Origin of the sequence: Micromonospora sp. CA-269861 (assembly GCF_050948505.1) — a bacterium.
In the GTDB taxonomy this organism is placed as follows: Bacteria; Actinomycetota; Actinomycetes; order Mycobacteriales; family Micromonosporaceae; genus Micromonospora.
The window spans coordinates 715,576-740,920 of the sequence record NZ_CP192014.1; the positions used below are offsets into that span (position 1 = coordinate 715,576).

Genomic DNA, 25,345 nt, shown 5'->3' on the forward strand with positions numbered 1-25,345 from the left:
GCGAACGAGAAGCCACGGGAGCGCCGTGCCCTGGAGTTGGAGAACGAGTGCGCCGACAGGGTCGCCGGCAAGGGGTACCGGGTCCACCAGAACCCCACGGGGCAGGAGGTCGCGGACGCGCGACTCGAAACCGGGGATTCTGGGAGGCCGGAAAAGGCACCCGACTTCCTCATCGAGGGGCATGTCTTCGACTGCTACGCGCCCACCGCTCCCGTGCCGCCCCGCGCCGTCTGGAGCGCCGTATCCAGGAAGGTCGACGCGGAGCAGACCCAACGCGTGATGTTGAACCTCCACGACTGGCGAGGAGACCTCGCCGCCCTGCACAAGCAGTTCCACGACTGGCCCGTACCAGGGCTGAAGGAACTGACGGCGGTAACGCGCGACGGTGCGATCATTCAAATCATCCGGCGAGACTGACGAAGGGGTGCAAATGGCTGTCGAGTACCGGTTGACGCTGGCGGGCGACATTCCACTGGAGCAGGTGGCGGAACTGGCTGCTCCCGGAGCAGTCGAGACGTCCACGGCATCCGGCGGAAGGATGCTCAGCGCCGACCTGAACGACGATTGCGGGTACGTCGTGGACATCACTGGCGGCCAGCACGGCTACTACAGTGCCGAGGACGACGGTGGCGCTCTGTGGGAATGGGAGCCGGAGACCTACGTCGACGTCAGCTTCTACATGCGCAAGGACACCCTGGTCGACAAGGGCAGACCCTACATGCTGGCGACCGTGGCCAGGATCCTCGCCGGCAGGGCCGAGGACGCGGCCCTGACTCTCAACGGCGACGTGCTCATGCTCACGCGCGTCGCGGGCTGCATCCAGAAGCACAACACCGACGGCTGGTACGACGAGGATTACGACAGCATCCTTCACCTCTGAAGCGTTTGTGAATCGGTGCGGCGAGAACGTGTTCTGGCTCGTCGCCGTGCACAGCGTCGTCTACAGCAGCACTGCGCGCAACCGCGACGGAACTCGGGTTGGTAACGCCGGTCTCGGTAGTTAACGCTGCGTAACAGGTGACTGTCCGACGAAACGCCGTCGGCTTCCGGATCTGTCGATGAGAGTGCCCCTTCCCCTACCGAAGAAATGGCCCATTGGCTAGCGGCAGTTCGTTGGATCCGCACAAGACATGGACTCCCCTAAGCTGCGCCTATGGCTCGCGACTACACCTCCGACGGCACCTACTGGACCGTCCGCAAGGTCGGCAAGGTCTACTGGGTCGTTCGCATCGACAACAACAACAGTGACTACCGCTGGGCCGAGATCTGGGGCGGCTACTACCGTGCCGGTGCGGCCGGCGGCGCTGCCGCCGAGCTTGCTTACAACCAAGGCAAGCGGGACGTGGCGCAGCAGCTGAGGGAAAGCCTGCACGGCGCGCTCGACTCGGTCGGCCTGGGAGCGCTGCCGAAACCGGCGCCGGTACAGCCGGATGCAGCAAAGATTGTGCCCGGTGACGATGAGGACCCGGACGACGAGTAGGGAGATCGCGCCTCGCCCGAAACTCTGGACGCTCTCCTGATAGCGCCCAGGTTCGCGCGTGCTTGCGCACCGCCGTGATTCCTAAGCAGAGTTCGATAGTGCGGCCGACTATCTGGTGCACGGCAGCAGTGGGCTGAGGAGGGTGTCACACCCGGGTGATACACCTGCCCCATGCCCAATCCGGCCGGACGTCCTCGTGGGAACCCAGCACATGGAACGCCTGAACGATGGCGTAGGCCTCACGACTGCCGTTGCGAGTCCTGTGTCGAGGCCAACAAGACTTGGCGGCGCAACTACGAGCGCGAGTATCGCGCCGCACGGCGAGCCGCCAAACCCATACCTGAAATCTACACCTGCCACCGCTGCGGAGGTGTCTACCCCCGCGACACGCTCAAGGGGAGGTGCCCCGACTTCTGCCCCGATTGTCGGAAGCTCAATAAGATCGATTCTCGCCGACCCTCGAACGCGCGGCGGCAACAGATGGTGGAGCAACGCCTTGCTGGCTTGGCATGTGAGGACTGCGGCGTCAAACTGGCTCCTGCCGATCGCAATTCTCAAGCCCGGTTCTGCCCTGAACATGCCAACACGCGACACAAGGCGCGGTTGGAGATTTATGCCGAACGTCGGCGCCAAGCGCATCGCCCATTGATACCGCTGAGGTGTGAACGTTGTGGAAATCACTTCACATACAATCCGCGAGGGAGGAACGGTCGCCCTCCATCATTTTGTCAACCGTGTCGACCAATCCGTAAGAGTGAGCGCAAGGCGCAGCGGGTTAAAGAAGCACCGGACATTTACAAACCCCTCCAAGCGTACTGGGCAAGGGTTCGACAGATGCGAAAGCGAGGGGTGCCGAGCCTTCCCTACAGCCGACAGGAAGTCTTCAAGCGGGACTCTGGCGCATGCCACTTGTGCGGGCGTGCAGTCGACCCTGGGAGCAGGTGGCACGTCGACCACGTACTTCCGCTCTGGCTATACGGCACCATCCCCGGAGTGTGCGACACGCTGGCGAACGTCGCAGTAAGCCATCAACGCTGCAATAACCGAAAGGGTTCGGCCTACTACATTCTTTACGCCTTCATCGATCTTAAGGCGCACTTTCACGTTGAGGGCGAGTCCGCGAACCCGGAGCTGCTCGAGCAGATTCTCCGCCCTCTCAGCGAGTTGGAACGCGCGCGGATCCTGGAGACTTGGCGATTGCCGATACCGCGACTAGACACCTCTCATGCTGTCTTTGCGCTTCCGAAGGTTCGGAAGGTGCGGCGTAAGTTCAGCTTACAGTTGAACTTACGAATTAGCCATAATAGCTTCTGAGAGAACGCAGGATGCGGTGCACTCGTTTGCCGCGGTCCGCGCGCACAGGTGACGGCGTCGCTGCGGCCAGTCATTAGGCGAAGGCTCCCACCGCCTCGCCGGCAAGGGTTTCAGGTCGTCCGACCTACTGATATGGAGCATCCGGTAGTCGCGCACTGACACCGGACCGTACCGGTTCCGGCCAGTCCGGTAGGGCTATGTCCCCGACTGCGAGCCGGAGTGCTGTCGATGATGCGATGTCCTGTGCCGCTTGCAAAAAGCCCTCCGCCCACATCAGAGTCACTGAACGGCCGCCGTCACTGCGGCGCACGTATAGCGTCATAGACAAGTTCCCCGCGTCGCTCGGATCGGCGCCATGGGCAAGAAGGTGCCGAAGCCGGCGGGCATCGAGCAGATAGTCCCGCAGGTCGGGGCCAGCGAGGTAAGTCCAGCGCCAACGCATGTCACCACCATGTTGGCCGGGAGCCACGCGCGCCCGCGCTTTCCACGTTTGCGTTAGGTTGGGCACGGCGAGTCGCTGCTCGAAGGTCGACCTCAGTTTGTCCGTGGTCAATGACAAACCTTGACTTGGCCCGCCATGTAGTTCAATCAGCCGGTTGAAGAAGCGCTCGAATGGTCCGTAGGTAAGGAGAAATGCCCCGTAACGAATGCTCTGGTAGCGACGGTTGCGACTTCGCGTGGGGTCATCCCGGTGAACAGAGATCAAGTCAGCCGGAACTACGAGCCGGTCAGCCAACTCATTCAGCGCAAACTGCACCCTATCTGGGTGGATAGAAGGCATCTTCTGGGCTCCCATTGATCGGCACGGCATCGACGCTATGCAGAAGCATGAACAGCCGCTCCTGGTCGGTGGTTTCAGCACCGTCCGGGCGCTTTCATCTGACGCCCTGCGTGCGCGCTGGCCAACGGAGGAGTCGCATCATGTGACGCCGTGCGGTGCTCGCCACCTTCGCGTTTTCGGCAGAGTTATTCAGGACCGACCGGACCGTACGTGGTTAAAGATCTAAGACACCGAGCGTCCTCAATCCTGTAGCGCGAGGAACGTTGGCATGGACTCCTCGATCTCCGCGGTGAGTTCATCAATGATTGCGGTGGGCCAGCCGAAGTAGGACGTCGTGTAAGTGAGGGCATTGTAGAATGCGGCGAGTGCTGCCCTCGCCGCATTCTCAGCGGAACCCAAGTCGACACGGAGATTTGCCACCTGATGACCTGTCGCCGGATCGTCAGCCCATACGCGTAGTTGCCGGGCAGGGTAGAGGGTTGGGTGAGTCATATTGGACAGAAAGCCATAGATTCCGGCCCCCGTGCGACTGTCTATTTTCCCGCCGTAGCTTTGGGTCAGTTCGTACATCCAACTAACAGCGGCTTCCAGTTTGGGCAGGGTCTGCCCGTTCAAGATCCGGTTACCCAGGGCCTCCATCGTCGTGTCGGGAAAGCGAGCGATGATTTCATCCTTCAGGGCCCTGTAGCGCTTGTCGGCCAGCAGATAACTTCGGTGCGTCTTGGCGTGCATCCGACCGGCGTTTTTCTTCGCCTCTTCTGCGCTCACGAGTTCTTCCAGGTAGGCGCGCGCAAGCCTGTTCTCTGACGACTCGTCAGAGTCTCCGCCGAGTACCCACACAGCGTGTGCACAGTTCTCGATGGTTGAACGGATGAGCGCTGGGGTCGGGAAGATGACCTCACAGCTCGCATAAAGGCTCGCGAGCCCGCCGAGGTGACCGCTCGCCGTGAGTAGGTAGGTCTGGACGACCTCAGCGATTAGCCGATGCCCGGTCTCTCCTAGCGGTTCGGCGACCGCAGGGTCTGGCGAGGGAAGTTCCGCCGCGGCTCGTTCGGCGGGGGATCGCCGCGCCGGCGTCCAATGAAAACAGTCGGCCGTCTCGAAGAAGGCATCACGGCAGGCGACGAACAGGCTTGCGATCTCGACCAGTCGGTTGACGATCTCATCGGAAGGGTGCTGCCGGAACGCCATATCGATCAGGGTACGGGGTCAGCCGCGTGAGGCCGATGGCGGGCGACCGTTCAAGGCGTGGTGCGCTCATCTGCTGAAGGCATGGTGTGCTCATCGGCCGCCATTCCGTGGCCGACGCCTGTCCTGAGCCACATACGGGGCGATGGTGCCCAAGAACGCTTATCGAGCCGCACGCGAACGGCGAGGTCGGGGCCTTGCCCGGCATCCGCTTCTGCCGCGGTCCGCGCGTGTATGCGTCTGCGATAGGGTAACCGAGCGTAGCCGGACGGAGTGCTTCGTGTGAGTGACGAGAGAGGGCACTCGGGCCCGGCCATCCTGGGCTCCGTCGTCATTAAATCTGTGTACGTAACGGCGTACCTCCCTACGCACTACGACCTGTGCGCCGACAGCGGGCGGGCCCGCACCGTCAAGGGTGACCTGGGCAGCCACACATGATCTTCGTCGATGTGCGCGGTGTGTGCTCTCCAGCGGATGCCAACCCGGGTGAACCGGTGCCAACGCGGCTCACCGTGGCTGACCGCCGGTCGCAAACCGGGGCTCGTGTGCTCGAGGTGTGGTCCTGGGCTGCGCGAACGGCGGTCCGGGTGACGTGGGTGAACGCGGGCCACTCCCTGCCACCCCAGGTGAACCCCCAAGTCGCTAGACTAGGCCCTCGCGCCCCCGTAGCTCAGGGGATAGAGCATCGGTTTCCTAAACCGTGTGTCGCAGGTTCGAATCCTGCCGGGGGCACCAGGCGAAACATTGTTCACCCCGCGAGCGCTGATAACCATCGAACCGTGATGATCACGATCGTGCCTGGAGCACTATCGTAAGGGGATGCCTGCGGCCAAACCCCTTACCTTGTGGGCGGGGCGCGTGGCCGCGCTGCTGGGCGTCGTGCTTGTCGCGCTCACCCTGCGCCAGACGGTTGCGGTGATGTCGCCGATCCTCGACGACATTCGTGATGACATCCCGATATCGAACATCGGCGTCGGGCTGCTCGGCACGTTGCCACCGATCCTGCTGGCGGTATCGGGGTTCGTCGCGCCGCGCGTCGCCCGCGGCATCGGCCTCGACGGCGGCATCGTGCTGGCGCTGCTGCTCATGTCCCTCGGCCATCTCGTGCGCGCAGCCGCCCCGGGCTACGCGGTGCTGCTCGTCGGCAGTGTCGTCGCGCTCGCCGGCACAGGCATCGGCAATGTGCTGCTGCCGCCGATCGTGCGGCGCTACTTCCCCGACCGGATAGCGCTGCTGACCGCCATCTACGTCTGCATCCTGGGCGTGAGCACGGCCCTGCCCGCCGCGGTCGCGGCCCCGGTCGCCGAGCAGGTCGGATGGCGGTTCTCGCTCGGCATCTGGGCGGCGACCTCGGTGGTCGCGCTCATTCCGTGGCTCGTCATCATCACGCGGGAGCGCCGCGGACGACTCTCGGACGCCGACGCCGTCGAGTCCCCGCCCACCACCCTCGTCACGCGACTGTGGCGGTCACGCGTGGCCCTGTCGATCACCGCCGTGTTCTCGACCAGCACGATCCTCACCTACGCGTGCTTCGCGTGGCTGCCCGAGATCCTCGGCGACATCGCTGGCTCGACGCCGACCGAAGCCGGTGTGCTGCTCGCCGTCACCGGCATCATCAGCGCGCCCATCGCGCTCATCGCACCCCTGCTCGCCGCGCGGCTACGCGCTGTCAGTTGGCTGATCGCCGCCGGTGCCGCCAGCTTCGTGCTCGGCTACCTCGGCCTGCTGCTCGCGCCGACCACACTCACACTGCTCTGGGTCCTGCTCGTCGGCTCGGGCTCGATCCTGTTCCCGGTCAGCCTCGTACTCATCAACGTACGTACCCGAACCCAGGGCGGCACCGTCGCGCTGAGCGGCTTCGCGCAGGGGATCGCGTACGCGCTCGGCGCGCTCGGTCCTCTGCTCGTCGGGCTGCTGCACGACGTGAGCGGCGGATGGACTCTGCCGCTGCTGTTCCTGATCGCCGTGGCCCTCGTGGCGGCCATCCCGGCGTTCATGCTGGCCAAGCCCGCCTTCGTCGAGGACGAGCTCGCCCGCTCCACCGCACCTCGTCGCCGTGATCACCATCGGTGATCTCATACCACGAGATCTGTTAGTTGCTCAATGACAATCGTCCTCAATAGAGGATGCTGCGCAAACGACGCCGACGGGGCAGACCATCCAGTGATCTCGATGGGAGCCTTCCCGTGCTTTGCCATGACTACGGGGAGGTTCGGCAGTGCGCGTCTTCAGAATGCTCACGGTCGCGGCGGTTTCCGCCGCGACCGTTCTCATGCCGGTGAGCGGACCGGCGCTCGCCGCGCCGGAGAAGGCCCCCAAGGCCGCTCCGGTGCAGCCCGGCTCACCGGGCTCCGGCAGCATCGCGCTCGGCCCCAGCAAGGGGACGCTCGCGATGGTCGCCGGTCCGGTGACGGTGCCCAAGGGGACGGGTGCCGGAACCAACGCGACGTTCACCACCTTCGACCTGTCCGACCGGGTGGTGCTCCAGGTCCACGCCGGCTCCGGCAACCTGCTGCTGCGTACCACCGACCTGGTGCTGCCGGGCATCAGCACGAACGTGGTGCTGGGCGCGGCGTTCAACAGCCTGCTGGTCGGCAGCGAGATCGAGACCGGCGCGCACGGGCGCGGCTGGCGGGCACGCACCGGCCCGGACACCAAACTCATCAAGAACGACGACAACTCGGTGACGTACGCGGCCGCGGACGGGCTGGTCGGCACCTTCACGCCGACCTCCGGCGGCTACGACACGCCCAAGGAGTTCAAGGGCACGCTGAAGCAGGAAGGCTCGGGCTGGAAGTTCACCGAGAACAGCGGCGGGCGCGACCTGTACTTCACCTCGTCCGGGCAGCTCGACAAGGTCGAGGACCGCAACGACAACGTCATCGACTACCAGTACAACAGCGCGGGCGAGCTGACCAAGGTGGTCACCGACCGGGGCGCCACCGGGGCGCGTACCGCCGTGGTGACGTACAAGAACGGCCGGATCCAGCGCCTCCAGCAGGCGGTCGACGCCTCCAACTCGCGCCAGGTCATCTACTCGTACAACAACGCGGGCAACCTCACGCAGATCGCGCCCACCTCCGGGCGCGCGGTGAAGTTCACCTACGACTCGTCCCAGCGGATCAAGAAGATCACCACCGGTTTCTCCTCGGAGCCGGGCACCGAGACCCGGGTCGAGTACGACAGCCTGCACCGCGTCGCCGCGGTCCTCCGCGTGCTCGAGAACGAGTCGGTGGACAACCCGGACGGCCGGCTCGCGATCACCCGGTGGGCGTACACGTCGTCCACCGAGGTTCAGGTGGCCGACCCGAACACCGACATCACCAAGCGGGTGTCGGACGTCGCGCACACCACCTACACCACCGACAGCGACAAGCGGATCACCAAGGCGGTCGACCCGGACGGCAACGAGCGCAGCCGCTCCTACACCCCGTACCACGACGTGGCGACCTCGACCGACGCGATGGGGCAGAGCGTCGGCAACAGGTACGACGCCAACAACGGCCAGTCGCTGACCTCGACCACCACGCCGACCGGCTCGTCGAGCACTGCGGCGTACAACAACGCGGCCACCACGTCCAACCCGACCGCCGGCTACCAGCCCTCGAGCGGTGGGGACGCGCAGAAGAACCAGAGCTCGTACACGTACAACGGCGCCGGCAACAAGATGTCGGCAAAGAACGCCGAGGCCGCCGAGGCCAAGGTCGACTACAACAGTGACGGCACGGTGAAGACCGCCACTGACCCGGCGAACACCGGCAACCCGACGAACTACGCGTACAACGGCGACAAGCAGCTCATCACGATCACCCCACCGACCGGCAACAGCCTGGCCAAGCGGGAGTTCACCTACGACGCGTTCGGCCGGGTGCGCACCGCCACCGACGGCGGCGGGCGCACCACCACCAACGAGTACGACACCGACGACCGTCTGGTGCGTACCTCCTACTCCGACAGCACCGAGTCGGTGGAGTACGAGTACGACGGCTCCGGCAACCTGATCGAGCGCACCCACGGCAAGGGCGAGAAGTTTGTCTTCGACAGGCTCAACCGGCTTATTCAGCGCGGGCCGGACTACTACCTGACCCAGTACACGTACGACCCGGCCGGCAACCTCACCAAGCTGCACGGCGACTACCGGGGCGACACCGTCTACTCGTACGACAAGCGCAACCTGCTCAAGAAGATGGAGGTCGATGGCGCGACCTACACCTTCGAGTACGACAAGGAGGGCCGGCGCACCGACACCAAGCTCAGCGTCGAGGACGCCGGGCCGACCACCACCGCGCACACCAAGCTGACCTACGACAAGTCGGGCCGCATCACCCGGACCACGAGCAAGCGCTGGGAGCGGGTGAACAACGCCGACCAGGAGTTCACCACGTACGACGTCTCGTACTGCTACAGCAAGCGAGTGGGCACCGCCGCGTGCGACACCACCGACACGACGCAGGACACCTCGCTCCGTCAGTGGCAGACCGAGCACCACCGCGGCGGTGTCGTGCAGGTCTACACGTACGACAAGGCGAACCGGCTCACCAAGGCCACCAACCTGGCGCCCGGGTCGTTCGACTACACCTACGACGCGAACGGCAACCGCACCACCGTCAAGGTCAACGGCACCGAGACGCAGCGGTTGACGTTCAACTCCGGCAACCAGATCACCACCAGCGGCTACACATACGACGGCGCGGGCAACCAGCTGACCGGCTCGGCCACCCGTAGCGCGGAGTACAACGCGGCCGGGCAGACGACGGGGAACAAGACCAGCGGCAACAAGGAGGCCTACTTCCACTACCTGACCGGTGACCAGTCCGAGCTGGAGTCGGTCTGGGTGGACGAGGACGAGAACGACCAGATGTACTTCGCCTGGGGTCGCGGCTCGCAGGGCGGCACCGCGCTGGAGGACTACCAGGCCGTCGACGGTGACACCCACTTCCTGGAGCGGGACGGCACCGGCTCGCTGGTCGGCGTCCGGGTCCACGAGAAGAAGACCGGCAAGTGGGTGCACTACTTCCCGACGCTCGACGGCAACGGCTCGGTGGTCGGCCTGACCAACCAGAACGGCACCTACGCCGGCCACTGGACCTACGACCCGTACGGCCGCACCACCAACACCACTGCCAACCAGCCGGTGGTCAACTCGTTCGCGATCGGCTACGCCGGCGGGCTCAAGCACGCCAGCACGGGCCTGATCAAGTTCGGCAAGCGGTGGTACGACCCGGAGATCGGCCGGTTCACCCAGCAGGACAACCTCAACACGATCGGCGACCCGACCGTGGGCAACCGGTACGCGTACGCCGGTGCCGACCCGATCAACAACACCGACCCGACGGGCCTGGTGGTGGCCAGCATCGGCTTTGAGGTCTGCTACGTCATCTGCGCCGGTCTCAACTATGAGATCGACGACCAGGGCAACCAGGGCGTTACCGGCACCATCGGGGTCGGCGCCGGCGGTGGCTTCAACAGCGAGATTGGTGGCGGCACCGTGGAGGAGGGCGTCAACGGGTACGGACAGTGCAGCGCCGGGCCGTTCAACGCCAACGTCGAGGAGTCCGCGGCGACCGGCGAGGACGAGTACAGCGCCTCGGTCAGCCCGGGTAGCACCGGAGCGGGTTGTTCGCTCGGCATTTCGGGAACACAGAAGTTCTGACTCGTACCCTCCTGATCGGACGGAGCTGGACATGCTCGAAAACCTCGCCGTGGTCGGCGGACCGAAGTCACCAGTCGCCACACCTGTGCTGATCGGCTTCTTCGTTCTCGTCGCGGTCGCCATCGTCGTGATCCTGTTCCTGCGCTCGCGCAACAAGTAGCACCGCACGATCCGGGCCGGCCGGCCGCCACCGGCCGGCCCGGCACACCCATGGGGGGCCGGCACATGCAGAAGAGAACAGCCGCGGCCATGGTCGCCGCGGTGGTCGCGATGTGGGCACTGGGCTGGATGCTCGGCTCGTCGGCAGGGGCGGAGAATCCCGGTGCCGCGCCCGCCGTCCCGCGGATCACCGATCCACCCGAGGCGCCGGTGCCGACCACCGGCACCGGACGGGATCCGCTCACCCCGGCCGAGACCACCCGCGCCCGCGAGCTGGCACTTGCCGGGCTGGCGGATGCCGGGCCGGATGGGCCCACCGACGTCACCGGAGCGGCCGGGCCGGAGCTGCTGACCGTCCGCCGCGCGGACGGCGACGACGCCGCGCGCCGAGCCGACGTGCTCGCCTACGACTACCGCGGCGACAAGCTGGTCAAGGTCGCCGTTGACCTCACCGCCGGGCAGATCACCGGCACGTTCGCCGCCACCGGCATGCAGCCGCCGGCCACACCCCGGGAGGTGGCGACGGCAGTGGACATGCTCTGGCGCCACGACCTCGGCGACCTGATGCGCGAGCGGTTCCGGCAGGCCACCGGCACCGCGCCGGCCACCGCCGCCGAGCTTCAGCCGGGCGCGCAGACCTACACCGGCGAGCCGTGCGGGGTGCACCGTTGCGTGCTGCTGCTCCTGCACCGGCCGGGCGAGCCCTACGTGGATCTCACCGACCTGATCGTCGACCTGTCCGCCGGCACCGTCGTCCGCCTGCCCTGAGGAGCCCGCGATGACCAGGCGCACCCTGGCCCTCACCCTGTCCGCCGCACTGTCCCTGGCCCTGGCCTCCGGGCTGGCCGGCGCGAGCGCCGGCCACGCCGAGGAACCCGCCACGTCGGCCTGCGGCGCGGCGGCCACCGTCCGGGAAACGCTGCCCGGCGGCGCCCGCTGGCAGATGTGCTGGCACGTCGACCCGCAGACCGGCCTGGTGCTGGAGGACGTCCGGCTGAGCTTCCGCGGCGGCCCGGTCACCACAGTGCTGGAGTCGGTGACGCTCGGCCAGCTCAACGTGCCCTACGACACCGGGACCACCGAGTGGAACGACATCACCTCGTTCGGCTTCGGCGGCGACGCGATGCAGCGGCTGCCTGAGCGCGAGTGCCCCGGCGGGTCGCGGCGAGCGGCGTACGACGGCGGCAAGGTCCTCTGCGTCGTCGCCGAGCCCACCGGCCCGGCGCAGCGTGTCGCCGACGACGGTTACCTCTACTCCCGCCAGGGCGTCGACCTGGTGCTGCGGACCGTGTCGAAGGTCGGCTGGTACGAGTACGTCACCGAATACCGTTTCGGCGACGACGGCCGGTTCACCGCCCGGCTCGGGGCGACCGGCGATCTGTCCCCGACCGACTACACCTCCGAGCGGTACGGCCGGCCGATCGGTCCGGGCACCACCGACCACGCCGCCGCGCACCACCACAACGCGGTCTGGCGTGTCGATCCCGGCCTGGGCAGCGAACGGATCGAGCAGTTCGACACCGCGCCAACGGGGCAGCAGGGCCGCCGTTCGGCGATCCTCGCCACCACCCGCACCGCCATCCCCACCGAACGGGCCTTGACCGGCGCGAACCGCAGGTGGTGGCGGGTGGTCAGCGACGCCGCGCCGAACGCCGACGGGCACCCACGCTCCTACCAGCTCGTGACCGGCGCGAACGACGACTACGAGAGCCGGCCGGAGATGGCGCCCGACCTGACCGTCACCGAGGCCCGCGCGTGCGAGAAGTTCGCCTCGTTCAACCTGGACCCGGAGTGCGCGGCCCGGTCCGTGGTGGACTACGTGAACGGCGAGGCGCTCACCGACCCGGTGCTCTGGGTGCGGATCGGCTTCCACCACCTGCCGCGCGACGAGGACCAGAGCCCGATGCGCGTGCACTGGCAGGGCTTCGACCTGCTGCCCCGCGACCTGACCGCGACCAATCCGCTGGCGCCGAGCGCGCGGGCGAGCATCAACGGCCGCCCCTGACCGGGGCGGTGCTGGCCGACCCGGCGATCAGAGCGTCGGTAGCTGTTCGGCTCGGGTGACCACCTGATCGATGAGGCCGTACTCGCGGGCCTGCTCGGCGGTGAACCAGCGGTCCCGGTCCCAGTCCCGCTGGATCTCGTCGAGGGTCCGTCCACTGTGCTGGGCGATCAGCTCCTGCATCGTCCGCTTCACGTGCAGCATGTTCTCCGCCTGGATGGTGATGTCGGCGGCCGTCCCGCCCATTCCGCCGGACGGTTGGTGCATCATGATCCGCGAGTGCGGCAGCGCGTACCGCTTACCGGCCGCGCCCGCGCAGAGCAGGAACTGCCCCATCGAGCCGGCGAACCCGAGCGCCAGCGTCGCCACGTCGTTGCGGACGTAGCGCATCGTGTCGTAGACCGCCATTCCCGCGCTCACCGAACCGCCCGGCGAGTTGATGTAGAGGTAGATGTCCCGGTCGGCGTCCTCGGCGGCGAGCAGGAGGATCTGCGCGCAGATCTGGTTGGCCGACTCCTCCGTCACCTCGGTGCCGAGGAAGACGATCCGCTCCCGGAGCAGTCGGTCGAAAACGTGATCACCGAAGGACGGGTGGCCGCCCTCCAGCATGTGGGTGCCGTACCTCATCATGTGCCGCCGCCCTCCGCCGTGCCGGCGGGCGGCGGGGACCGCCCGGTGGACCGGCACCTCCAGCGTGCGGGCGACGGCGGTGCCTGGCCCAGTGATTCTGCCGCCGGCAGATCCGCCGACGGCAGAACCCGCGCGGCCTACGCGACGGTCACCCGCCGCGCACCCGCCCGCGCCCGCGCGCAGCCCAACAGAGCGGAGGTACGCGGACCGGGGCGCGAGCCGCCAGCGGAGGCCATGGACCCGACGCAGAGCGTCGGCCCGCCCGCGTTGGGGGCCCGGTGCAGGATCGGGCCGCCGCTCCGCAGCGTGTGCTGGCCCGCCTCGTGGCGGGCGACAGTGGCCCGCTCGAACCGGGTCAGCGCCGCCCGTGGCGCGGCCGGGATGCGCGGCTCGACCCGGCGCAGGTCGTCGCGGGCCTCCTCCAGCAGGTCGGAGAGGCGGATGCCGAGCGCCCGGCAGATCGCCGCGAGCACCTCCGAGGAGGCCTCCTTGCGGCCCCGTTCCACCTCGGACAGGTAGGGCACGGAGACCCCGGCGGAGGCGGCCACCTCGCGCAGCGTGCGGCCCTGGCTCTGGCGCAGTCGACGGAGCACTCCGCCGATGACTCGTCGCAGCAACGACATGCCGGCCTCACTTTCGCGGTCGTCGTCGGGAACACCCTCATCATGCCCGTCCCCGGCCGTCCGGGCCGACCCGTCCGGGCCCGCGCCGGTTGTCCGCCGCGACCCGGGCGTGCGATCAATGGCGTACCCGCTATGTTGTGGGCGTGCAGGCGACGGCGGGGGAGCAGGTTCGACAGTGATCCATTTTCCCGCGCAGCGCCGGGGCCCACTGAGCGCGCTGAGCCTTCGGCTCGCAGCCGCCCTGGGCCTGGTCTTCGCCGTGGTCGCCGCTGTCTACCTGGGCCGGGACGGCTACCGCGACGTCAATGAGGACGGCCTCACCCTGCTCGACTGCTTCTACTACGCGGTCGTGTCGCTCTCGACCACCGGCTACGGGGACATCACCCCGGCCGCGCCGTCGGCCCGGCTGGTCAACGTCCTCTTCATCACCCCGGCCCGAGTGATCTTCCTTATCATCCTGGTCGGCACCACCCTGGAAGTTCTGACCGAGCAGTACCGGACCGGCCGTCGCCTGTCGCGGTGGAGGAGAGCCGTGAAGGACCACGTCATCATCTGCGGCTACGGCACCAAGGGGCGTAGCGCTGTCTCCGCCCTCATGGAGAACGGTCTGGACCGCTCGCGGATCGTGGTGGTGGAGCGCAGCGCCGCCGCCCTGCGGCAGGCCACCTCCGCTGGGCTGGTGGCTATCGAGGGCTCGGCGACCCGGTCGTCGGTGCTGAACGAGGCGCACGTCAAGAACGCGAAGGCCGTGATCATCGCGACCGACAGCGATGACGCGTCCGTGCTTGTCGCGCTGACGGTGCGGCAGCTCACCGCCGGCCAGGTCCGCATCATCGCGGCGGCGCGGGAGGCGGAGAACGCCCCGCTGCTCAAGCAGAGTGGTGCGCACCACGTGATCGTCTCGTCGGCCACGGCGGGCCGGCTGCTCGGCCTGTCCACCTCGGCGCCGCCGCTGATCGACGTGGTGGAGGATCTGCTCACTCCCGGCCAGGGCATGGCGCTCGCGATGCGTTCCGCCGAGCGGGACGAGGTGGGTCGCTCCCCGCGCGAGCTGGAATCGTTGGTGATCGCCCTGGTGCGACGGGGCAAGGTGGTCACCCTGGCCGACCGGGCCGGCGCGGTGATCGAGACCGGCGACATGCTGGTGCACGTACGCGACGACCGCCCCCAGTCGGCCACGACCGCCTGATCGCCTCACCCGCGCTGGCGATCTCGCGTGCCGGCTCCGCCGCTGTTGGCCGCTGTGCCGGCTCCGCCGCTGTTGGCCGCTGTGCCGGCTCCGCCGCTGTGGTGGCGCGGCGTCAGCAGCGGTCGTCGGTGGCGCAGATCGCCTCGGTGCAGCTGATCGGCGTGCTGGTCGAGGCCCGGCTGAGCAGCTCGTAGAGTGTCTCGCGCTCGGCGGGATTCAGCGCGCCCAGCACCTCGTCCTCGGCGCCGGCCAGGGCGCATTCGGCCTCGCTGAGGCGTTTTGCCCCATCTTCGGTGAGTTCGACGACGTGTCGGCGGCGGTCCTCGGGGGAGCGCCTTCGCTCGATCAGTTGCTTCGCTTCCAGGTCGTTCAGCAGCCCGACGATGTTGGTGCTGTCCATCTCCAGGATGGTGGCGAGCGCCTGTTGACCGGTGCCGCCACCGGCGCGCAGCACGGTGAGCGCGACCAGGTGCCGGGGGCGTAGCCCCAGTGGCGCCAGCACCGACTCCGACCGCAGCCGCATCCGCCGGGCCAGATGGTCCAGGAGTGCGCCCGAGCGGTGCTCCGAGGGGTCGAGCGGCAGGGCGGACATGTGACCCAGTCTACCGAGCCAGGGGAACATCGGCCTGCTATAAATAGTTGGTGCTGCACAGACGATTCCTAGAGGAGGAATAATGCACCTGCTGCATATCGACTCGAGTATCCGTGGTGACTGGTCGATCAGCCGGCGGCTCACCGCCCGCGCGGTGGACGCATGGCGTGCGGCCCACCCGGACGGCACCGTGGCCTACCGGGACCTGGGCGCTGAGCCGCTGCCGCACCTGGACTCGGAGGGCGGCCTGGCTCGGATGACGCCACCGGACCAGCACAGCCCGGCGCAGCGCGCGTCCTGGGAGCTCAGCGAGCGGCTGGTCGACGAGGTGAAGCAGGCCGACGTGGTGCTGCTCGGGCTGCCGCTCTACAACTACGGCGCCCCCAGCAGCGTGAAGTCCTGGGTCGACCACCTGATCGTCGCCGGGCTCACCTACGACCCGACGACGCAGGAGGGCCTGCTCGGCGGACGCGAGTTCGTGGTGCTGGCCACCCGGGGAGGCGGTTACGGCGAGGGCACCCCGCGCCACGGCTGGGACCACGCGGAGCAGTGGCTGCCACACGGTCTGTCGATGACCGGCCTGGAGCCGCGCTTCATCAGCACCGAGCTGACCCTGGCACCCTCGGTGCCGGCGATGGCCGAGCTGATCCCGCTGCACGAGGCGAGCCTCGCGGCGACCGAGAAGGAGATCGACAACCTCTGGACGCCGGCCACCGCCCAGCGCTGAGGCGGTGCCGGTACGACGAGAGCGGCCGCCCCCGGTCCCGGGGACGGCCGCTCTCGTCAAATCCGACTGATCAGATGATCGTCCAGGTGTCGCCGCTGCCCAGCAGGCCGGCCAGCTGCTGCTCGGGAGTCTCGGTGACAGTCGCCTTGGCGGCCGCGAGCTGAGCCTGCACCACGCTGTCGTAGGACGGTCGGTCCACCGAGCGGAACACCCCGATCGGGGTGTTGCGCAGGTCCAGGCCGGGCAGCCGGGACAGCGCGAAGGCGTACGCCGGGTCGGTGACCGTCGCGTCGTGCACGACGATCTCCTCCGGGCTGACCGAGCTGGTGTCCCGGACCTCCAGGCCGAAGCCGCCCGGCGGGTGCACCACGCAGAACCGCCCGGCGGCGCCGAACGTGATCGGCTGCCCGTGCTCCAGGCGAATCAGGTAGTCGTCCCGGGTGGACGGGTCCTTGAGCTGCTCGAATGCCCCATCGTTGAAGATGTTGCAGTTCTGGTAGATCTCCACGAAGGCCGAGCCCTCGTGCTCCGCGGCGGCCCGCAGCACCGACTGGAGGTGCTTACGGTCGGAGTCGATGGTGCGGCCGACGAAGCTGGCTTCCGCGCCGAGGGCGAGCGAGAGCGGGTTGAACGGGGCGTCCGCCGACCCGGACGGGGTCGACTTGGTGATCTTGCCGACCTCGGACGTCGGAGAATACTGACCCTTGGTCAGGCCGTAGATCCGGTTGTTGAACAGCAGGATCTTGAGGTTGACGTTGCGCCGCAGCGCGTGGATCAGGTGGTTGCCACCGATGGAGAGCGCGTCGCCGTCGCCGGTGACCACCCAGACCGACAGGTCCGGCCGGGACACCGACAGGCCGGTCGCGATCGCCGGGGCGCGACCGTGGATCGAGTGCAACCCGTAGGTGTTCATGTAGTACGGGAAGCGGGACGAGCAGCCGATCCCGGAGACGAAGACGGTGCGCTCCCGGGGGATGTTCAGCTCCGGCATGAACTGCTGGATGGCCGCCAGGATGGCGTAGTCACCGCAGCCGGGGCACCAGCGCACCTCCTGGTCGGACTTGAAGTCCTTCGCGGTGAGCTTGACGGCGACGGGCTCAGACATTCTTCAGCACCTCTTCCAGCGTCGTCTCCAGCTCGGCGGCCGTGAACGGAAGGCCGCGGACCTGGATGTAGCTGATCGCGTCGACCAGGTAGCGGGCCCTGATGACGTGGGCGAGCTGGCCCAGGTTCATCTCCGGGATGACCACCTTGTCGTACGACCGCAGCACCTCACCGAGGTTGGCCGGCATCGGTGCCAGGTGCCGCAGGTGCGCCTGGGCGATGGAGAGGCCGCGCTGGCGTACACCGCGGCACGCCGCGCCGATCGGCCCGTACGTCGAGCCCCAGCCGAGGACCAGCACCCGAGCGTCGCCGTCCGGGTCCTCCACCTCGATGTCCGGCACCGGGATGGTCTCGATCCGGGCGGCCCGGGTGCGCACCATGAAGTCGTGGTTGGCCGGGTCGTAGGAGATGTCCCCGGTCTTGTCGGCCTTCTCCAGGCCGCCGATCCGGTGCTCCAGGCCCGCAGTGCCCGGGATCGCCCACGGCCGGGCCAGGGTCTCCGGGTCACGCAGGTAGGGCAGGAAGGTGGTGCCGTCCTCGCCGTTGGGCTCGGTGGCGAACTCGACCCGCAGGTCGGGCAGCGACTCCACGTCGGGCAGCAGCCACGGCTCCGAGCCGTTGGCGACGTAGTTGTCGGACAGCAGGATCACCGGGGTGCGGTAGGTCAGCGCGATCCGGGCCGCCTCCAGCGCCGCGAAGAAGCAGTCCGACGGTGACCGGGGCGCGATCACCGCGACCGGCGCCTCGCCGTGCCGACCGTAGAGCGCCATGTTGAGGTCGGCCTGCTCGGTCTTGGTCGGCATGCCTGTCGACGGGCCGGCCCGCTGCACGTCCACGATCACCAGCGGCAGCTCCAGTGCCACCGCGAGCGAGATCGTCTCGCTCTTGAGCGCCACGCCGGGGCCACTGGTGGTGGTCACACCGAGCGACCCGCCGTACGAGGCGCCCAGGGCGGCACCGACGGCGGCGATCTCGTCCTCGGCCTGGACGGTGAGAACGCCGAAGCGCTTGTGCTTGCTCAGCTCGTGCAGGATGTCCGACGCCGGCGTGATCGGGTACGCGCCGAGGAAGACCGGCAGCCCGGAGCGGACCCCGGCGGCGACCAGCCCCAGCGAGAGGGCCGCGTTGCCGGTGATGTTGCGGTACGTGCCCGGCTTCATCTTCGCCGGCTTGACCTCGTAGCGGACCGCGAAGTCCTCGGTCGTCTCGCCGAAGTTCCAGCCGGCCTTGAAGGCGGCGACGTTCGCGGCGACCAGCTCCGGGCGGGCCGCGAACTTGCGCTCCAGGAAGCGCAGCGTCGACTCGTACGGCCGGGAGTACATCCAGGAGAGCAGGCCGAGGGCGAACATGTTCTTCGACCGCTCAGCGTCCTTCTTGGACACCTGGTAGGTGGCGAGCGCGCCGACGGTCATCGAGGTCAGCGCCACCGGGTGCACGACGTAGCCGGCAAGCGATTCGTCGTCCAGGGGGCTGGTCTGGTAACCGACCTTGGCCAGGTTGCGCTTGGTGAACTCGTCGGTGTTGACGATGATGTCCGCGCCGCGCGGCAGATCGGCCAGGTTGGCCTTGAGGGCCGCCGGGTTCATCGCCACCAGCACGTTGGGCGCGTCACCCGGCGTGAGGATGTCGTAGTCGGCGAAGTGCACCTGGAAGCTCGACACACCCGGCAACGTGCCGGCGGGCGCCCTGATCTCGGCGGGAAAGTTTGGCAGCGTCGAGATGTCGTTGCCCAGCTGCGCCGTCTCCGAGGTGAACCGGTCCCCGGTCAGCTGCATGCCGTCGCCGGAGTCACCGGCGAACCGGATGACCACCCGGTCGAGTTGACGGATCTGCTTGGTCACTGTGCCACCTTCGTTCGCGACTGCGGGGCTCGCCCGGCCACGGAACCTCCTTGACGCAACGCTTCACCGCACCGCCCAGGCTGGTCCGGCCGCTGTCGTTCCTCACCTGAGAGCCTACGTCTAAGGGAGCCCTAACCATCCCCGGAGGTCCGCCGACTGGGACCCGATCGGGACGATAAATGCCCACCTTTGCGGTGTTACGCCCCGCCCGCCGTAATTCAGATCACCACCGAGCCGCGTCGATGACCCCGGCCCGCGCGGTGCCGGGGTCATCAGTCGATCAGTCGGCGGGGTTGGGCGCGGGCTCGGGCGGCGGGCCACCCAACCGGCGGCGCAGCGAGGTCGTGGCCAGCGTGAGGGCCAGCACCACCAGCAGCGTGGAGACCGCGATCAGGATGACCGCGGTGCGCTCCACCGAGGTCAACCCGCCGTCTCCGGTCGCGGCGCCGGCCGGGAGTACGCCCTGCGAGCCGGTCGGCGCGGGCGGGGAGACAACGGGCGTGGCCAGGGCGGCCGCCGCCGTGATCCGGAAGCTCATCTGCACCCGACGGGTCGGGCCGCTGCGTGGGTCGAGCTGACCGATCACGGCACCTGACAACGGCGCTTCCCGCTGGGCCTGCGGCGTCGCCTCCACCGGCAGCCGCACCTCGGCGGTCGTGCCCGCCAGCACCAGGCCGGCGTCGCAGCGGGTACGCGTCGGGTCGACGGCCACGCAGCCGAGCGGTGGGGTCGGCACGGTCACCCCGGCCGGCAGGACGACCTCGACCCGGCCGGCGGCGTCCACCGTGCCGGTGTTGCCCAGCCGGAGCGCGAGGGTGCTCGGGCCGCCGCTGATGTCGAAGGCCACCTCGTCGGCGGCGAGTGCGATCCCCGGCACCGGCGGGCCGGGTGGGAAGAGCACCGCGAAGCCCTGGTCGTCGGTCGCCTCGCCGGGCACTGCCGGCGCGTCCGCGATGACCTGGACGGAGCCGCTGAGCGGCATCTGCTTCCACGCCGTGCCGGCGACCCGCAGGCGCAGCACGGTGCTGAACCGGGCGCCGGCATCGGCGGTCCAGGCCCCACAGCGGTACGCCCCGCCACCGGCGGCGGCGCAGCCCTTCGTGCCGGCGTCGGTCAGCCCCACCGGCAGCGTGTACGAGAGTCGGATCCGTTGGGCGGTGGTGCCGGTGTTGTGCACCGTGACCTGCAGGGTGGCGGCCGTGCTCGCCGTGTTCCAGTACGCCTCGGTGAGGGTGACGTCGCCGGTGGTGACCTGTACGCCCAGCGGGCTCTGCGGCGGCGCCGCCGAACCCGGCGCGGGCGGACGGACCGGCGGGGCCGGGGGAGTTGGCGGGACCGGAGGCGCCGTCGGGGGCCCCGGGCTGGGCGGTCGGGTGGTGCCGCCCGGCGCGGGCGCGATGGTGGTCGGCGCCGGGGGACCTCCGGGGCGGTGGTCTCCGGCGCTGGTGGCGTCGTCTCCGGTGGTGGCGCCGTGGTCTCCGGTGCCGGGTCGGTCGGCAGTGGTTCGCCGCCCGGGCCCTCGGTCGGGGTGGGCTCCTCCGCCGGTGTGGTCGGTGGCGCTTCCTCTCCCGGCTCGTTGACCGGCTCGGCCGATGTCACGATCGGGTCCGCGTCCGGTGCGGCCGCGCTTGCCCAGGCCGGTCCCACGGCGAGCGCCGCGAGCAGGCCGAGCGCGAGCGCGGTCGCCAGCAGGGGCGTGGAACGCCGCCCCTCCGCCCGGTTACCGGGCGATGCCTTCACGCGGGCCATCTGTCCTCCGGTGACATGGGTGGGTGTCCAATATTCGGTAACAGTTGCCACGATGCACTAGTCCCAACCGGAAACAAATCCGTAACGTGTTTGGGACGGCCCGTCCGAGCGGACGGTAAGCTGCCGACTGTGACCGGATACCTGGGCTCGTACGCGACGCTCGGGCTTCTGTTGCTCGCCAGCGTTCTCTTCTTCGTTACGGCGTTCTCGGCCAACCGGGTGTTACGCCCGGCGCGTCCGGCCGATCCGCCGGGCAAGCGGGCCAGCTACGAGTGCGGGCTCGACCCGGTAGGCGCCGACTGGGCGCAGATGCAGATCCGCTACTACGCGTACGCCTACCTGTACGTGCTGTTCGCGGTCGAGGCGGTGTTCCTCTTCCCCTGGGCGGTGGTCTTCGACCGGCCGGGCTTCGGTCTGGTGACGGTGGTGGAGATGGCGGTGTTCGTGGCGGTGCTCGCGCTCGGCATCCTCTACGCCTGGCGTAGGAACATCCTCCGCTGGACCTGATCGCCACGGCCTCCGGCGATCGTGTCGGTCCGCCCGGCCGTTCGCTGTCGGTTACGGCGACAACCGGTCAGGCCAGTCCCCGGCGCGTCGCCGTGGGCGGGCGGTCGCCTCGGATCGAGGCCACCAGGTCCAGCACCCGGCGGGTCGGGCCGACCTGGTGGGCCCGGAAGACCCGGGCGCCCAGCCAGGCCGAGACCGCCGTCGCGGCGAGCGTCCCCTCCAGCCGTTCGGCCACCGGCAGGCCCAACGTCTCACCGATGAAGTCCTTGTTGGAGAGCGCCACAAGCACCGGCCAGCCGGTCCCGGTCAGCTCGTCCAGTCGACGGGTGATCTCGAGTGAGTGCCTGGTGTTCTTGCCGAAGTCGTGCGCCGGGTCGATGAGGATGCCGTCGGGGCGTACCCCTGCCGCCACCGCGCGCTCGGCGAGCCCGGTCACCGTCGCGACCACGTCGGCGACCACGTCGGTGAAGGCGGCCCGGTGCGGCCTGGTCCGCGGCGTCAGGCCGCCGGCGTGCGAACAGACCAGGCCCGCGCCGGTCTGCGCGGCCACCCGCATCAAGGTGGGGTCGGCCCCCGACCAGGTGTCGTTGAGGAGGTCGGCACCGGCCGCCACGGCCTCCGTCGCCACCTCGGCACGCCAGGTGTCGATGGAGATCACCACCTCCGGGAACGCGGCTCGGACGGCGGCGATGGTGTCCACCGTGCGCCGGATCTCCTCGGCGACGCCCACGTCGGCGCCGGGGCCGGCCTTGACCCCGCCGATGTCGATGATGGCCGCGCCCTCGTCCACCGCCCGCTCCACGGCGCGCAGAGCGCTGTCGGCGGCGTAGGTGGCCCCACGGTCGAAGAACGAGTCCGGCGTGCGGTTGATGATCGCCATCACCACCAGCTCGCCGGGGGCGAACGTCTGCCCACCCAGCCGAAGCGCCCCGGCCATGCCCGCCTCCTGGAAGTTCGCGCCGTCGCCGCCGCGTCGGCCGGTCCCGACGCTAGTCGGTCGCCCGCCCGCGATTCCGGGCGGGCGTCGGCACCGATCGTGATCGGGGCGGGTGGCGGGGTCGCTCCCGGCCGGCTGCCATGCCACGATCAGTACATGGGTCAGCTTCTGCTCCTCCTGGTCGTGGCGTTGACCGTCGCGGCGGTGATATTCGGCGTGACGGTGCTGGTCAGTGGCCGTGATCCCGGCCTGGTGCCGACCGAGCCGGATTCGCAGGCCGTGGCGTTGCCGGGCACCCGCCCGCTGCGCGAATCCGACGTGGGGGCGGTCCGTTTCGACACCGGGTTGCGCGGGTACCGGATGGACCAGGTCGATCAGGCGATGCGCCGTGCCGCCTACGACATCGGTTACAAGTCCGAGCTGATCGGCGTACTGGAGTCGGAGGTCATCGCGTTGCGTGAAGGCCGCACCGACGACGCGGACGTGCTGCGCCAGGCCCGCGAGCAGTCCGCCAGCAAGGTGCCGACAGCGGGCGCGGCCGAGCCGGACGAGACGGCCGAGCCAGGCGACGCAGCGGAGCCGGGTAAGGACGCGCCGCTGGCCGGCGAGGTGGGCTCGGCCCCGGTCGGCTCGACGACCCCCGGCCCGTTGCCCGCCGCCAGCTCGTCCCCGGCGGACTCCGATGGTGTGGCCCCTGCCGCCGTGCGGGCCGACGACGAGTCGGCCGATCGTGAGCAGCAGACCGCCGGCGCGTCCGCCGACGGCACCGAGCAGCGCGACGCGGTGGTTCGGTCGGAGTCGGCGTGACCGACCCGGAGGGCGCCGACGATCTTCGGGAGGCGGCCCGACCCGGTGCCGGTGAGGTAACCGCCACGGTGATCGTCGACGCCCCGGCGGAGCGGGTCTTCGCCGCGCTGCTCGCCTGGGAACGTCAGTCCGACTGGATCCCGTTCACCCGCGTCCGGGTGGTCGAGGGCGACGGGCGCGAGGGCAGCCGGATCGAGGCGGTCACCGCGCTCGGCCGGGCGACGCTGCGCGACGAGATGCGGGTGGTCCGGGTCGACGAGCCGTACGAGATCGCCGTGGTGCACCACGGCCAACTGCTGCGCGGCCCGGGGGTGCTGCGCTGCACCCAGCTGGGCCGGGCCCGCACCCAGGTGGTCTGGCACGAGTGGTTCCATCTGCCGGGCGGCCGGGCCGGTCGACTGGCGTGGCCGGTGCTCTGGCCCGGCTCCAAGCTCGGCCTCACCCAGGCGCTGAAGAGGTTTGCCCGTCTGGTCGAGCAGGGCCGGCTGCCCTGACCCCGCGGCCCGGTGTCGGCTGCCAGCCCGGCGCGCGGAAGAGAAGCCCGGCGCGGTGTCGCCAGGTCACCGCGGCGCGCAGATCCCGAGCGATCGAGGCGTACTCGTGGAAGGCCACCCGGACCGGGTTGTAGCTGCCGACGTTCTTGGTCAGGCCGTACACGCAGCGCTCCCGTTCCGGCGCGAACGACCTGAAGAGCCGGTCCCAGACGATCAGGATGCCGCCGAAGTTGCGGTCCAGGTAGCTGCCCTGCGACGCGTGGTGCACCCGGTGATGTGACGGCGTGTTGAACACCGCCTCGTACCAGCGCGGCATCCTGTCGATCCGCTCGGTGTGGATCCAGAACTGGTAGAGCAGGTTGACCGAGCCGCAGAACGCGACCACGGCCGGGTGGACGCCGGCCACTATCAGCGGGATGTAGAACACCCAACTGGTCAGGCCGGTCCACGGCTGGCGCAGTGCGGTGGAGAGGTTGAACCGCTGCGACGAGTGGTGCACCACGTGCGAGGCCCAGAGGATGCGGATCACGTGGTGGCTGCGGTGCGACCAGTAGTAGAAGAAGTCCTGCGCGAGCAGGATCAGGGGCCAGGTCCACCACACCTCGGCGACCCGCAGCGGGGTGAGCGCGTAGAGCAGCGCGTACGCGGCGGCGATCGGCACCTTCCAGAGCAGGTCGGCGAAGATGCTGCCCAGCCCCATCGTCAGGCTGGTCGCGGTGTCTACGCCGCCGTAGCCGACCTCGTCGTCGTCGCGGTGCAGCAGGTAGGAGACCCGCTCCAGCACGATGAGCAGCACGAAGGCCGGGATCGACCAGGCGATGACGTCCGGGAACTCCTTCACCGCGCGGCCTCCGCTCGCCGTCACCGGTCGGGGCGCACCGTCGGGTGACCTCGACCTACCGGTCGGTAACAAGCACCATAGGCAGCCGGGCGGCCGGTGGCAATGGGGTGTCGGACGGATGCCCTAGCGTGTACGGGGTGACTGACCTGGTGATCGGCCCCGATGGGCTGGCTCGCTGCGCCTGGGGGTCGAGCACCCCCGACTACGCCATCTACCACGACACCGAGTGGGGGCGGCCGCTGCGCGGCGACGACGCGCTCTACGAGCGGATGACGCTTGAGGCGTTCCAGTCCGGGTTGTCCTGGCTGACCATCCTGCGCAAGCGTCCGGCGTTCCGGCTGGCCTTCGACGAGTTCCACATCCCGACCGTGGCCGCTTACGACGACGCCGATGTGACCCGGCTGCTCGCCGACGCCGGCATCGTCCGCAACCGGGCCAAGATCGAGGCGGCGGTCGCCAACGCCCGTGCCGCACTGGAGCTGCCCGAGGGGTTGTCCGCGCTGCTCTGGTCCTTCGCGCCGGAGCCCCGCCCCGCTCGTCCCGCCTCGTTCGCCGAGCTCGCGCCGATCACCCCGGAGTCGACGGCGATGGCCAAGGCGCTCAAGAAGCGCGGCTTCCGGTTCGTCGGCCCGACCACCGCGTACGCGCTGATGCAGGCCACCGGAATGGTCGACGACCACATCGTCGGCTGTCATGTCACCCTCCCACCGGCGGCGTGATGAGATGG

General features: G+C 68.9%; 24 protein-coding genes and 1 tRNA gene. 16 read left to right on the forward strand and 9 right to left on the reverse strand.

Going from position 1 to position 25,345, the window contains the following annotated elements; all coding sequences use genetic code 11:
• Nucleotides 1-30: 30 nt before the first annotated feature.
• From ACQP0U_RS03280 to ACQP0U_RS03295, 4 genes are all read left to right on the forward strand, one after another.
• Complete coding sequence (locus ACQP0U_RS03280; protein WP_433320573.1) at nt 31-417, forward strand: hypothetical protein; 387 nt, start codon at nt 31-33, stop codon at nt 415-417.
• 13 nt (nt 418-430) lie between these two features.
• On the forward strand, nt 431-880 hold the full coding sequence (locus ACQP0U_RS03285; RefSeq protein ID WP_433315658.1) for a SitI3 family protein: 450 nt from the start codon (nt 431-433) through the stop codon (nt 878-880).
• Nucleotides 881-1,153: 273 nt separating this feature from the next.
• A complete protein-coding gene (locus ACQP0U_RS03290; RefSeq protein ID WP_433315660.1) occupies nt 1,154-1,480 on the forward strand; it encodes a hypothetical protein in 327 nt (108 codons plus the stop codon).
• Between the two features lie 834 nt (nt 1,481-2,314).
• Nucleotides 2,315-2,794, forward strand: coding sequence for an HNH endonuclease (locus ACQP0U_RS03295; protein WP_433315662.1), 480 nt, complete (start codon nt 2,315-2,317; stop codon nt 2,792-2,794).
• Nucleotides 2,795-3,815: 1,021 nt separating this feature from the next.
• Here ACQP0U_RS03295 and ACQP0U_RS03300 read toward each other — a convergent pair.
• A complete protein-coding gene (locus tag ACQP0U_RS03300; protein WP_433315663.1) occupies nt 3,816-4,766 on the reverse strand; it encodes a hypothetical protein in 951 nt (316 codons plus the stop codon).
• 656 nt (nt 4,767-5,422) lie between these two features.
• Between ACQP0U_RS03300 and ACQP0U_RS03305 the strand changes: the two genes are divergently transcribed.
• The 6 genes from ACQP0U_RS03305 to ACQP0U_RS03330 all read left to right on the forward strand — a co-directional run bounded on the left by ACQP0U_RS03305 (nt 5,423) and on the right by ACQP0U_RS03330 (nt 12,580).
• Nucleotides 5,423-5,498 (forward strand) — tRNA-Arg (locus ACQP0U_RS03305).
• Nucleotides 5,499-5,621: 123 nt separating this feature from the next.
• Nucleotides 5,622-6,836, forward strand: coding sequence for an MFS transporter (locus ACQP0U_RS03310; RefSeq protein WP_433315665.1), 1,215 nt, complete (start codon nt 5,622-5,624; stop codon nt 6,834-6,836).
• Nucleotides 6,837-6,981: 145 nt separating this feature from the next.
• The gene (locus ACQP0U_RS03315; protein WP_433315667.1) at nt 6,982-10,416 is read left to right on the forward strand and encodes an RHS repeat-associated core domain-containing protein; all 3,435 of its coding nucleotides are present in this window, start codon (nt 6,982-6,984) and stop codon (nt 10,414-10,416) included.
• A gap of 31 nt (nt 10,417-10,447) precedes the next feature.
• Entirely contained in the window at nt 10,448-10,576 is a 129-nt protein-coding gene (locus ACQP0U_RS03320; protein WP_357352364.1) for a hypothetical protein, read from the forward strand.
• Between the two features lie 65 nt (nt 10,577-10,641).
• Complete coding sequence (locus tag ACQP0U_RS03325; RefSeq protein WP_433315669.1) at nt 10,642-11,343, forward strand: hypothetical protein; 702 nt, start codon at nt 10,642-10,644, stop codon at nt 11,341-11,343.
• Between the two features lie 10 nt (nt 11,344-11,353).
• Nucleotides 11,354-12,580: a primary-amine oxidase gene (locus ACQP0U_RS03330; protein ID WP_433315671.1), complete on the forward strand. Its 1,227-nt coding sequence runs from the start codon at nt 11,354-11,356 to the stop codon at nt 12,578-12,580.
• Between the two features lie 27 nt (nt 12,581-12,607).
• On the opposite strand, the gene ACQP0U_RS03335 is transcribed toward ACQP0U_RS03330, so the two are convergent.
• On the reverse strand, nt 12,608-13,207 hold the full coding sequence (locus ACQP0U_RS03335; RefSeq protein WP_433315673.1) for a ClpP family protease: 600 nt from the start codon (nt 13,205-13,207) through the stop codon (nt 12,608-12,610).
• Between the two features lie 137 nt (nt 13,208-13,344).
• A complete protein-coding gene (locus ACQP0U_RS03340; RefSeq protein ID WP_433315675.1) occupies nt 13,345-13,830 on the reverse strand; it encodes a helix-turn-helix domain-containing protein in 486 nt (161 codons plus the stop codon).
• 175 nt (nt 13,831-14,005) lie between these two features.
• Between ACQP0U_RS03340 and ACQP0U_RS03345 the strand changes: the two genes are divergently transcribed.
• Nucleotides 14,006-15,019: a potassium channel family protein gene (locus ACQP0U_RS03345; protein ID WP_112603739.1), complete on the forward strand. Its 1,014-nt coding sequence runs from the start codon at nt 14,006-14,008 to the stop codon at nt 15,017-15,019.
• A 112-nt stretch (nt 15,020-15,131) separates the two neighbouring features.
• Here the strand turns inward: ACQP0U_RS03345 and ACQP0U_RS03350 are convergent, their stop codons facing one another.
• Nucleotides 15,132-15,611, reverse strand: a complete 480-nt coding sequence (locus tag ACQP0U_RS03350) for a MarR family winged helix-turn-helix transcriptional regulator (protein WP_433315678.1) — start codon at nt 15,609-15,611, stop codon at nt 15,132-15,134.
• 82 nt (nt 15,612-15,693) lie between these two features.
• On the opposite strand from ACQP0U_RS03350, the gene ACQP0U_RS03355 reads away from it, so the two are divergent.
• Entirely contained in the window at nt 15,694-16,338 is a 645-nt protein-coding gene (locus ACQP0U_RS03355) for an FMN-dependent NADH-azoreductase (RefSeq protein WP_433315680.1), read from the forward strand.
• A gap of 70 nt (nt 16,339-16,408) precedes the next feature.
• On the opposite strand, the gene ACQP0U_RS03360 is transcribed toward ACQP0U_RS03355, so the two are convergent.
• The 3 genes from ACQP0U_RS03360 to ACQP0U_RS03370 all read right to left on the reverse strand — a co-directional run bounded on the left by ACQP0U_RS03360 (nt 16,409) and on the right by ACQP0U_RS03370 (nt 20,460).
• Complete coding sequence (locus ACQP0U_RS03360; protein ID WP_433315682.1) at nt 16,409-17,443, reverse strand: 2-oxoacid:ferredoxin oxidoreductase subunit beta; 1,035 nt, start codon at nt 17,441-17,443, stop codon at nt 16,409-16,411.
• Entirely contained in the window at nt 17,436-19,283 is a 1,848-nt protein-coding gene (locus tag ACQP0U_RS03365; protein WP_433315684.1) for a 2-oxoacid:acceptor oxidoreductase subunit alpha, read from the reverse strand. Before ACQP0U_RS03365 ends, ACQP0U_RS03360 begins: the two co-directional genes overlap by 8 nt.
• Before the next feature lie 280 nt (nt 19,284-19,563).
• Nucleotides 19,564-20,460, reverse strand: a complete 897-nt coding sequence (locus ACQP0U_RS03370) for a hypothetical protein (protein WP_433315686.1) — start codon at nt 20,458-20,460, stop codon at nt 19,564-19,566.
• Nucleotides 20,461-21,161: 701 nt separating this feature from the next.
• On the opposite strand from ACQP0U_RS03370, the gene ndhC reads away from it, so the two are divergent.
• Nucleotides 21,162-21,539, forward strand: a complete 378-nt coding sequence (gene ndhC / locus ACQP0U_RS03375; RefSeq protein WP_433315688.1) for an NADH-quinone oxidoreductase subunit A — start codon at nt 21,162-21,164, stop codon at nt 21,537-21,539.
• Nucleotides 21,540-21,606: 67 nt separating this feature from the next.
• Here the strand turns inward: ndhC and folP are convergent, their stop codons facing one another.
• On the reverse strand, nt 21,607-22,476 hold the full coding sequence (gene folP, locus ACQP0U_RS03380; RefSeq protein ID WP_433315690.1) for a dihydropteroate synthase: 870 nt from the start codon (nt 22,474-22,476) through the stop codon (nt 21,607-21,609).
• A gap of 156 nt (nt 22,477-22,632) precedes the next feature.
• Here folP and ACQP0U_RS03385 point away from each other — a divergent pair, with 156 nt between their 5' ends.
• Nucleotides 22,633-23,283 carry a DivIVA domain-containing protein gene (locus ACQP0U_RS03385; RefSeq protein WP_433315692.1) on the forward strand — a complete coding sequence of 217 codons (651 nt, stop codon included), beginning with the start codon at nt 22,633-22,635 and terminating at the stop codon, nt 23,281-23,283.
• Nucleotides 23,280-23,777, forward strand: a complete 498-nt coding sequence (locus ACQP0U_RS03390) for an SRPBCC family protein (protein ID WP_433315694.1) — start codon at nt 23,280-23,282, stop codon at nt 23,775-23,777. The genes ACQP0U_RS03385 and ACQP0U_RS03390 overlap by 4 nt, the downstream gene beginning before the upstream one ends.
• Here ACQP0U_RS03390 and ACQP0U_RS03395 read toward each other — a convergent pair.
• Nucleotides 23,722-24,642, reverse strand: a complete 921-nt coding sequence (locus ACQP0U_RS03395) for a sterol desaturase family protein (RefSeq protein WP_433315696.1) — start codon at nt 24,640-24,642, stop codon at nt 23,722-23,724. The two genes, ACQP0U_RS03390 and ACQP0U_RS03395, sit on opposite strands and share 56 nt — an antisense overlap.
• A 113-nt stretch (nt 24,643-24,755) precedes the next feature.
• On the opposite strand from ACQP0U_RS03395, the gene ACQP0U_RS03400 reads away from it, so the two are divergent.
• Nucleotides 24,756-25,337 (forward strand): DNA-3-methyladenine glycosylase I, encoded by a 582-nt coding sequence (locus tag ACQP0U_RS03400; protein ID WP_433315698.1) that lies wholly within the window; start codon nt 24,756-24,758, stop codon nt 25,335-25,337.
• Nucleotides 25,338-25,345 lie beyond the last annotated feature (8 nt).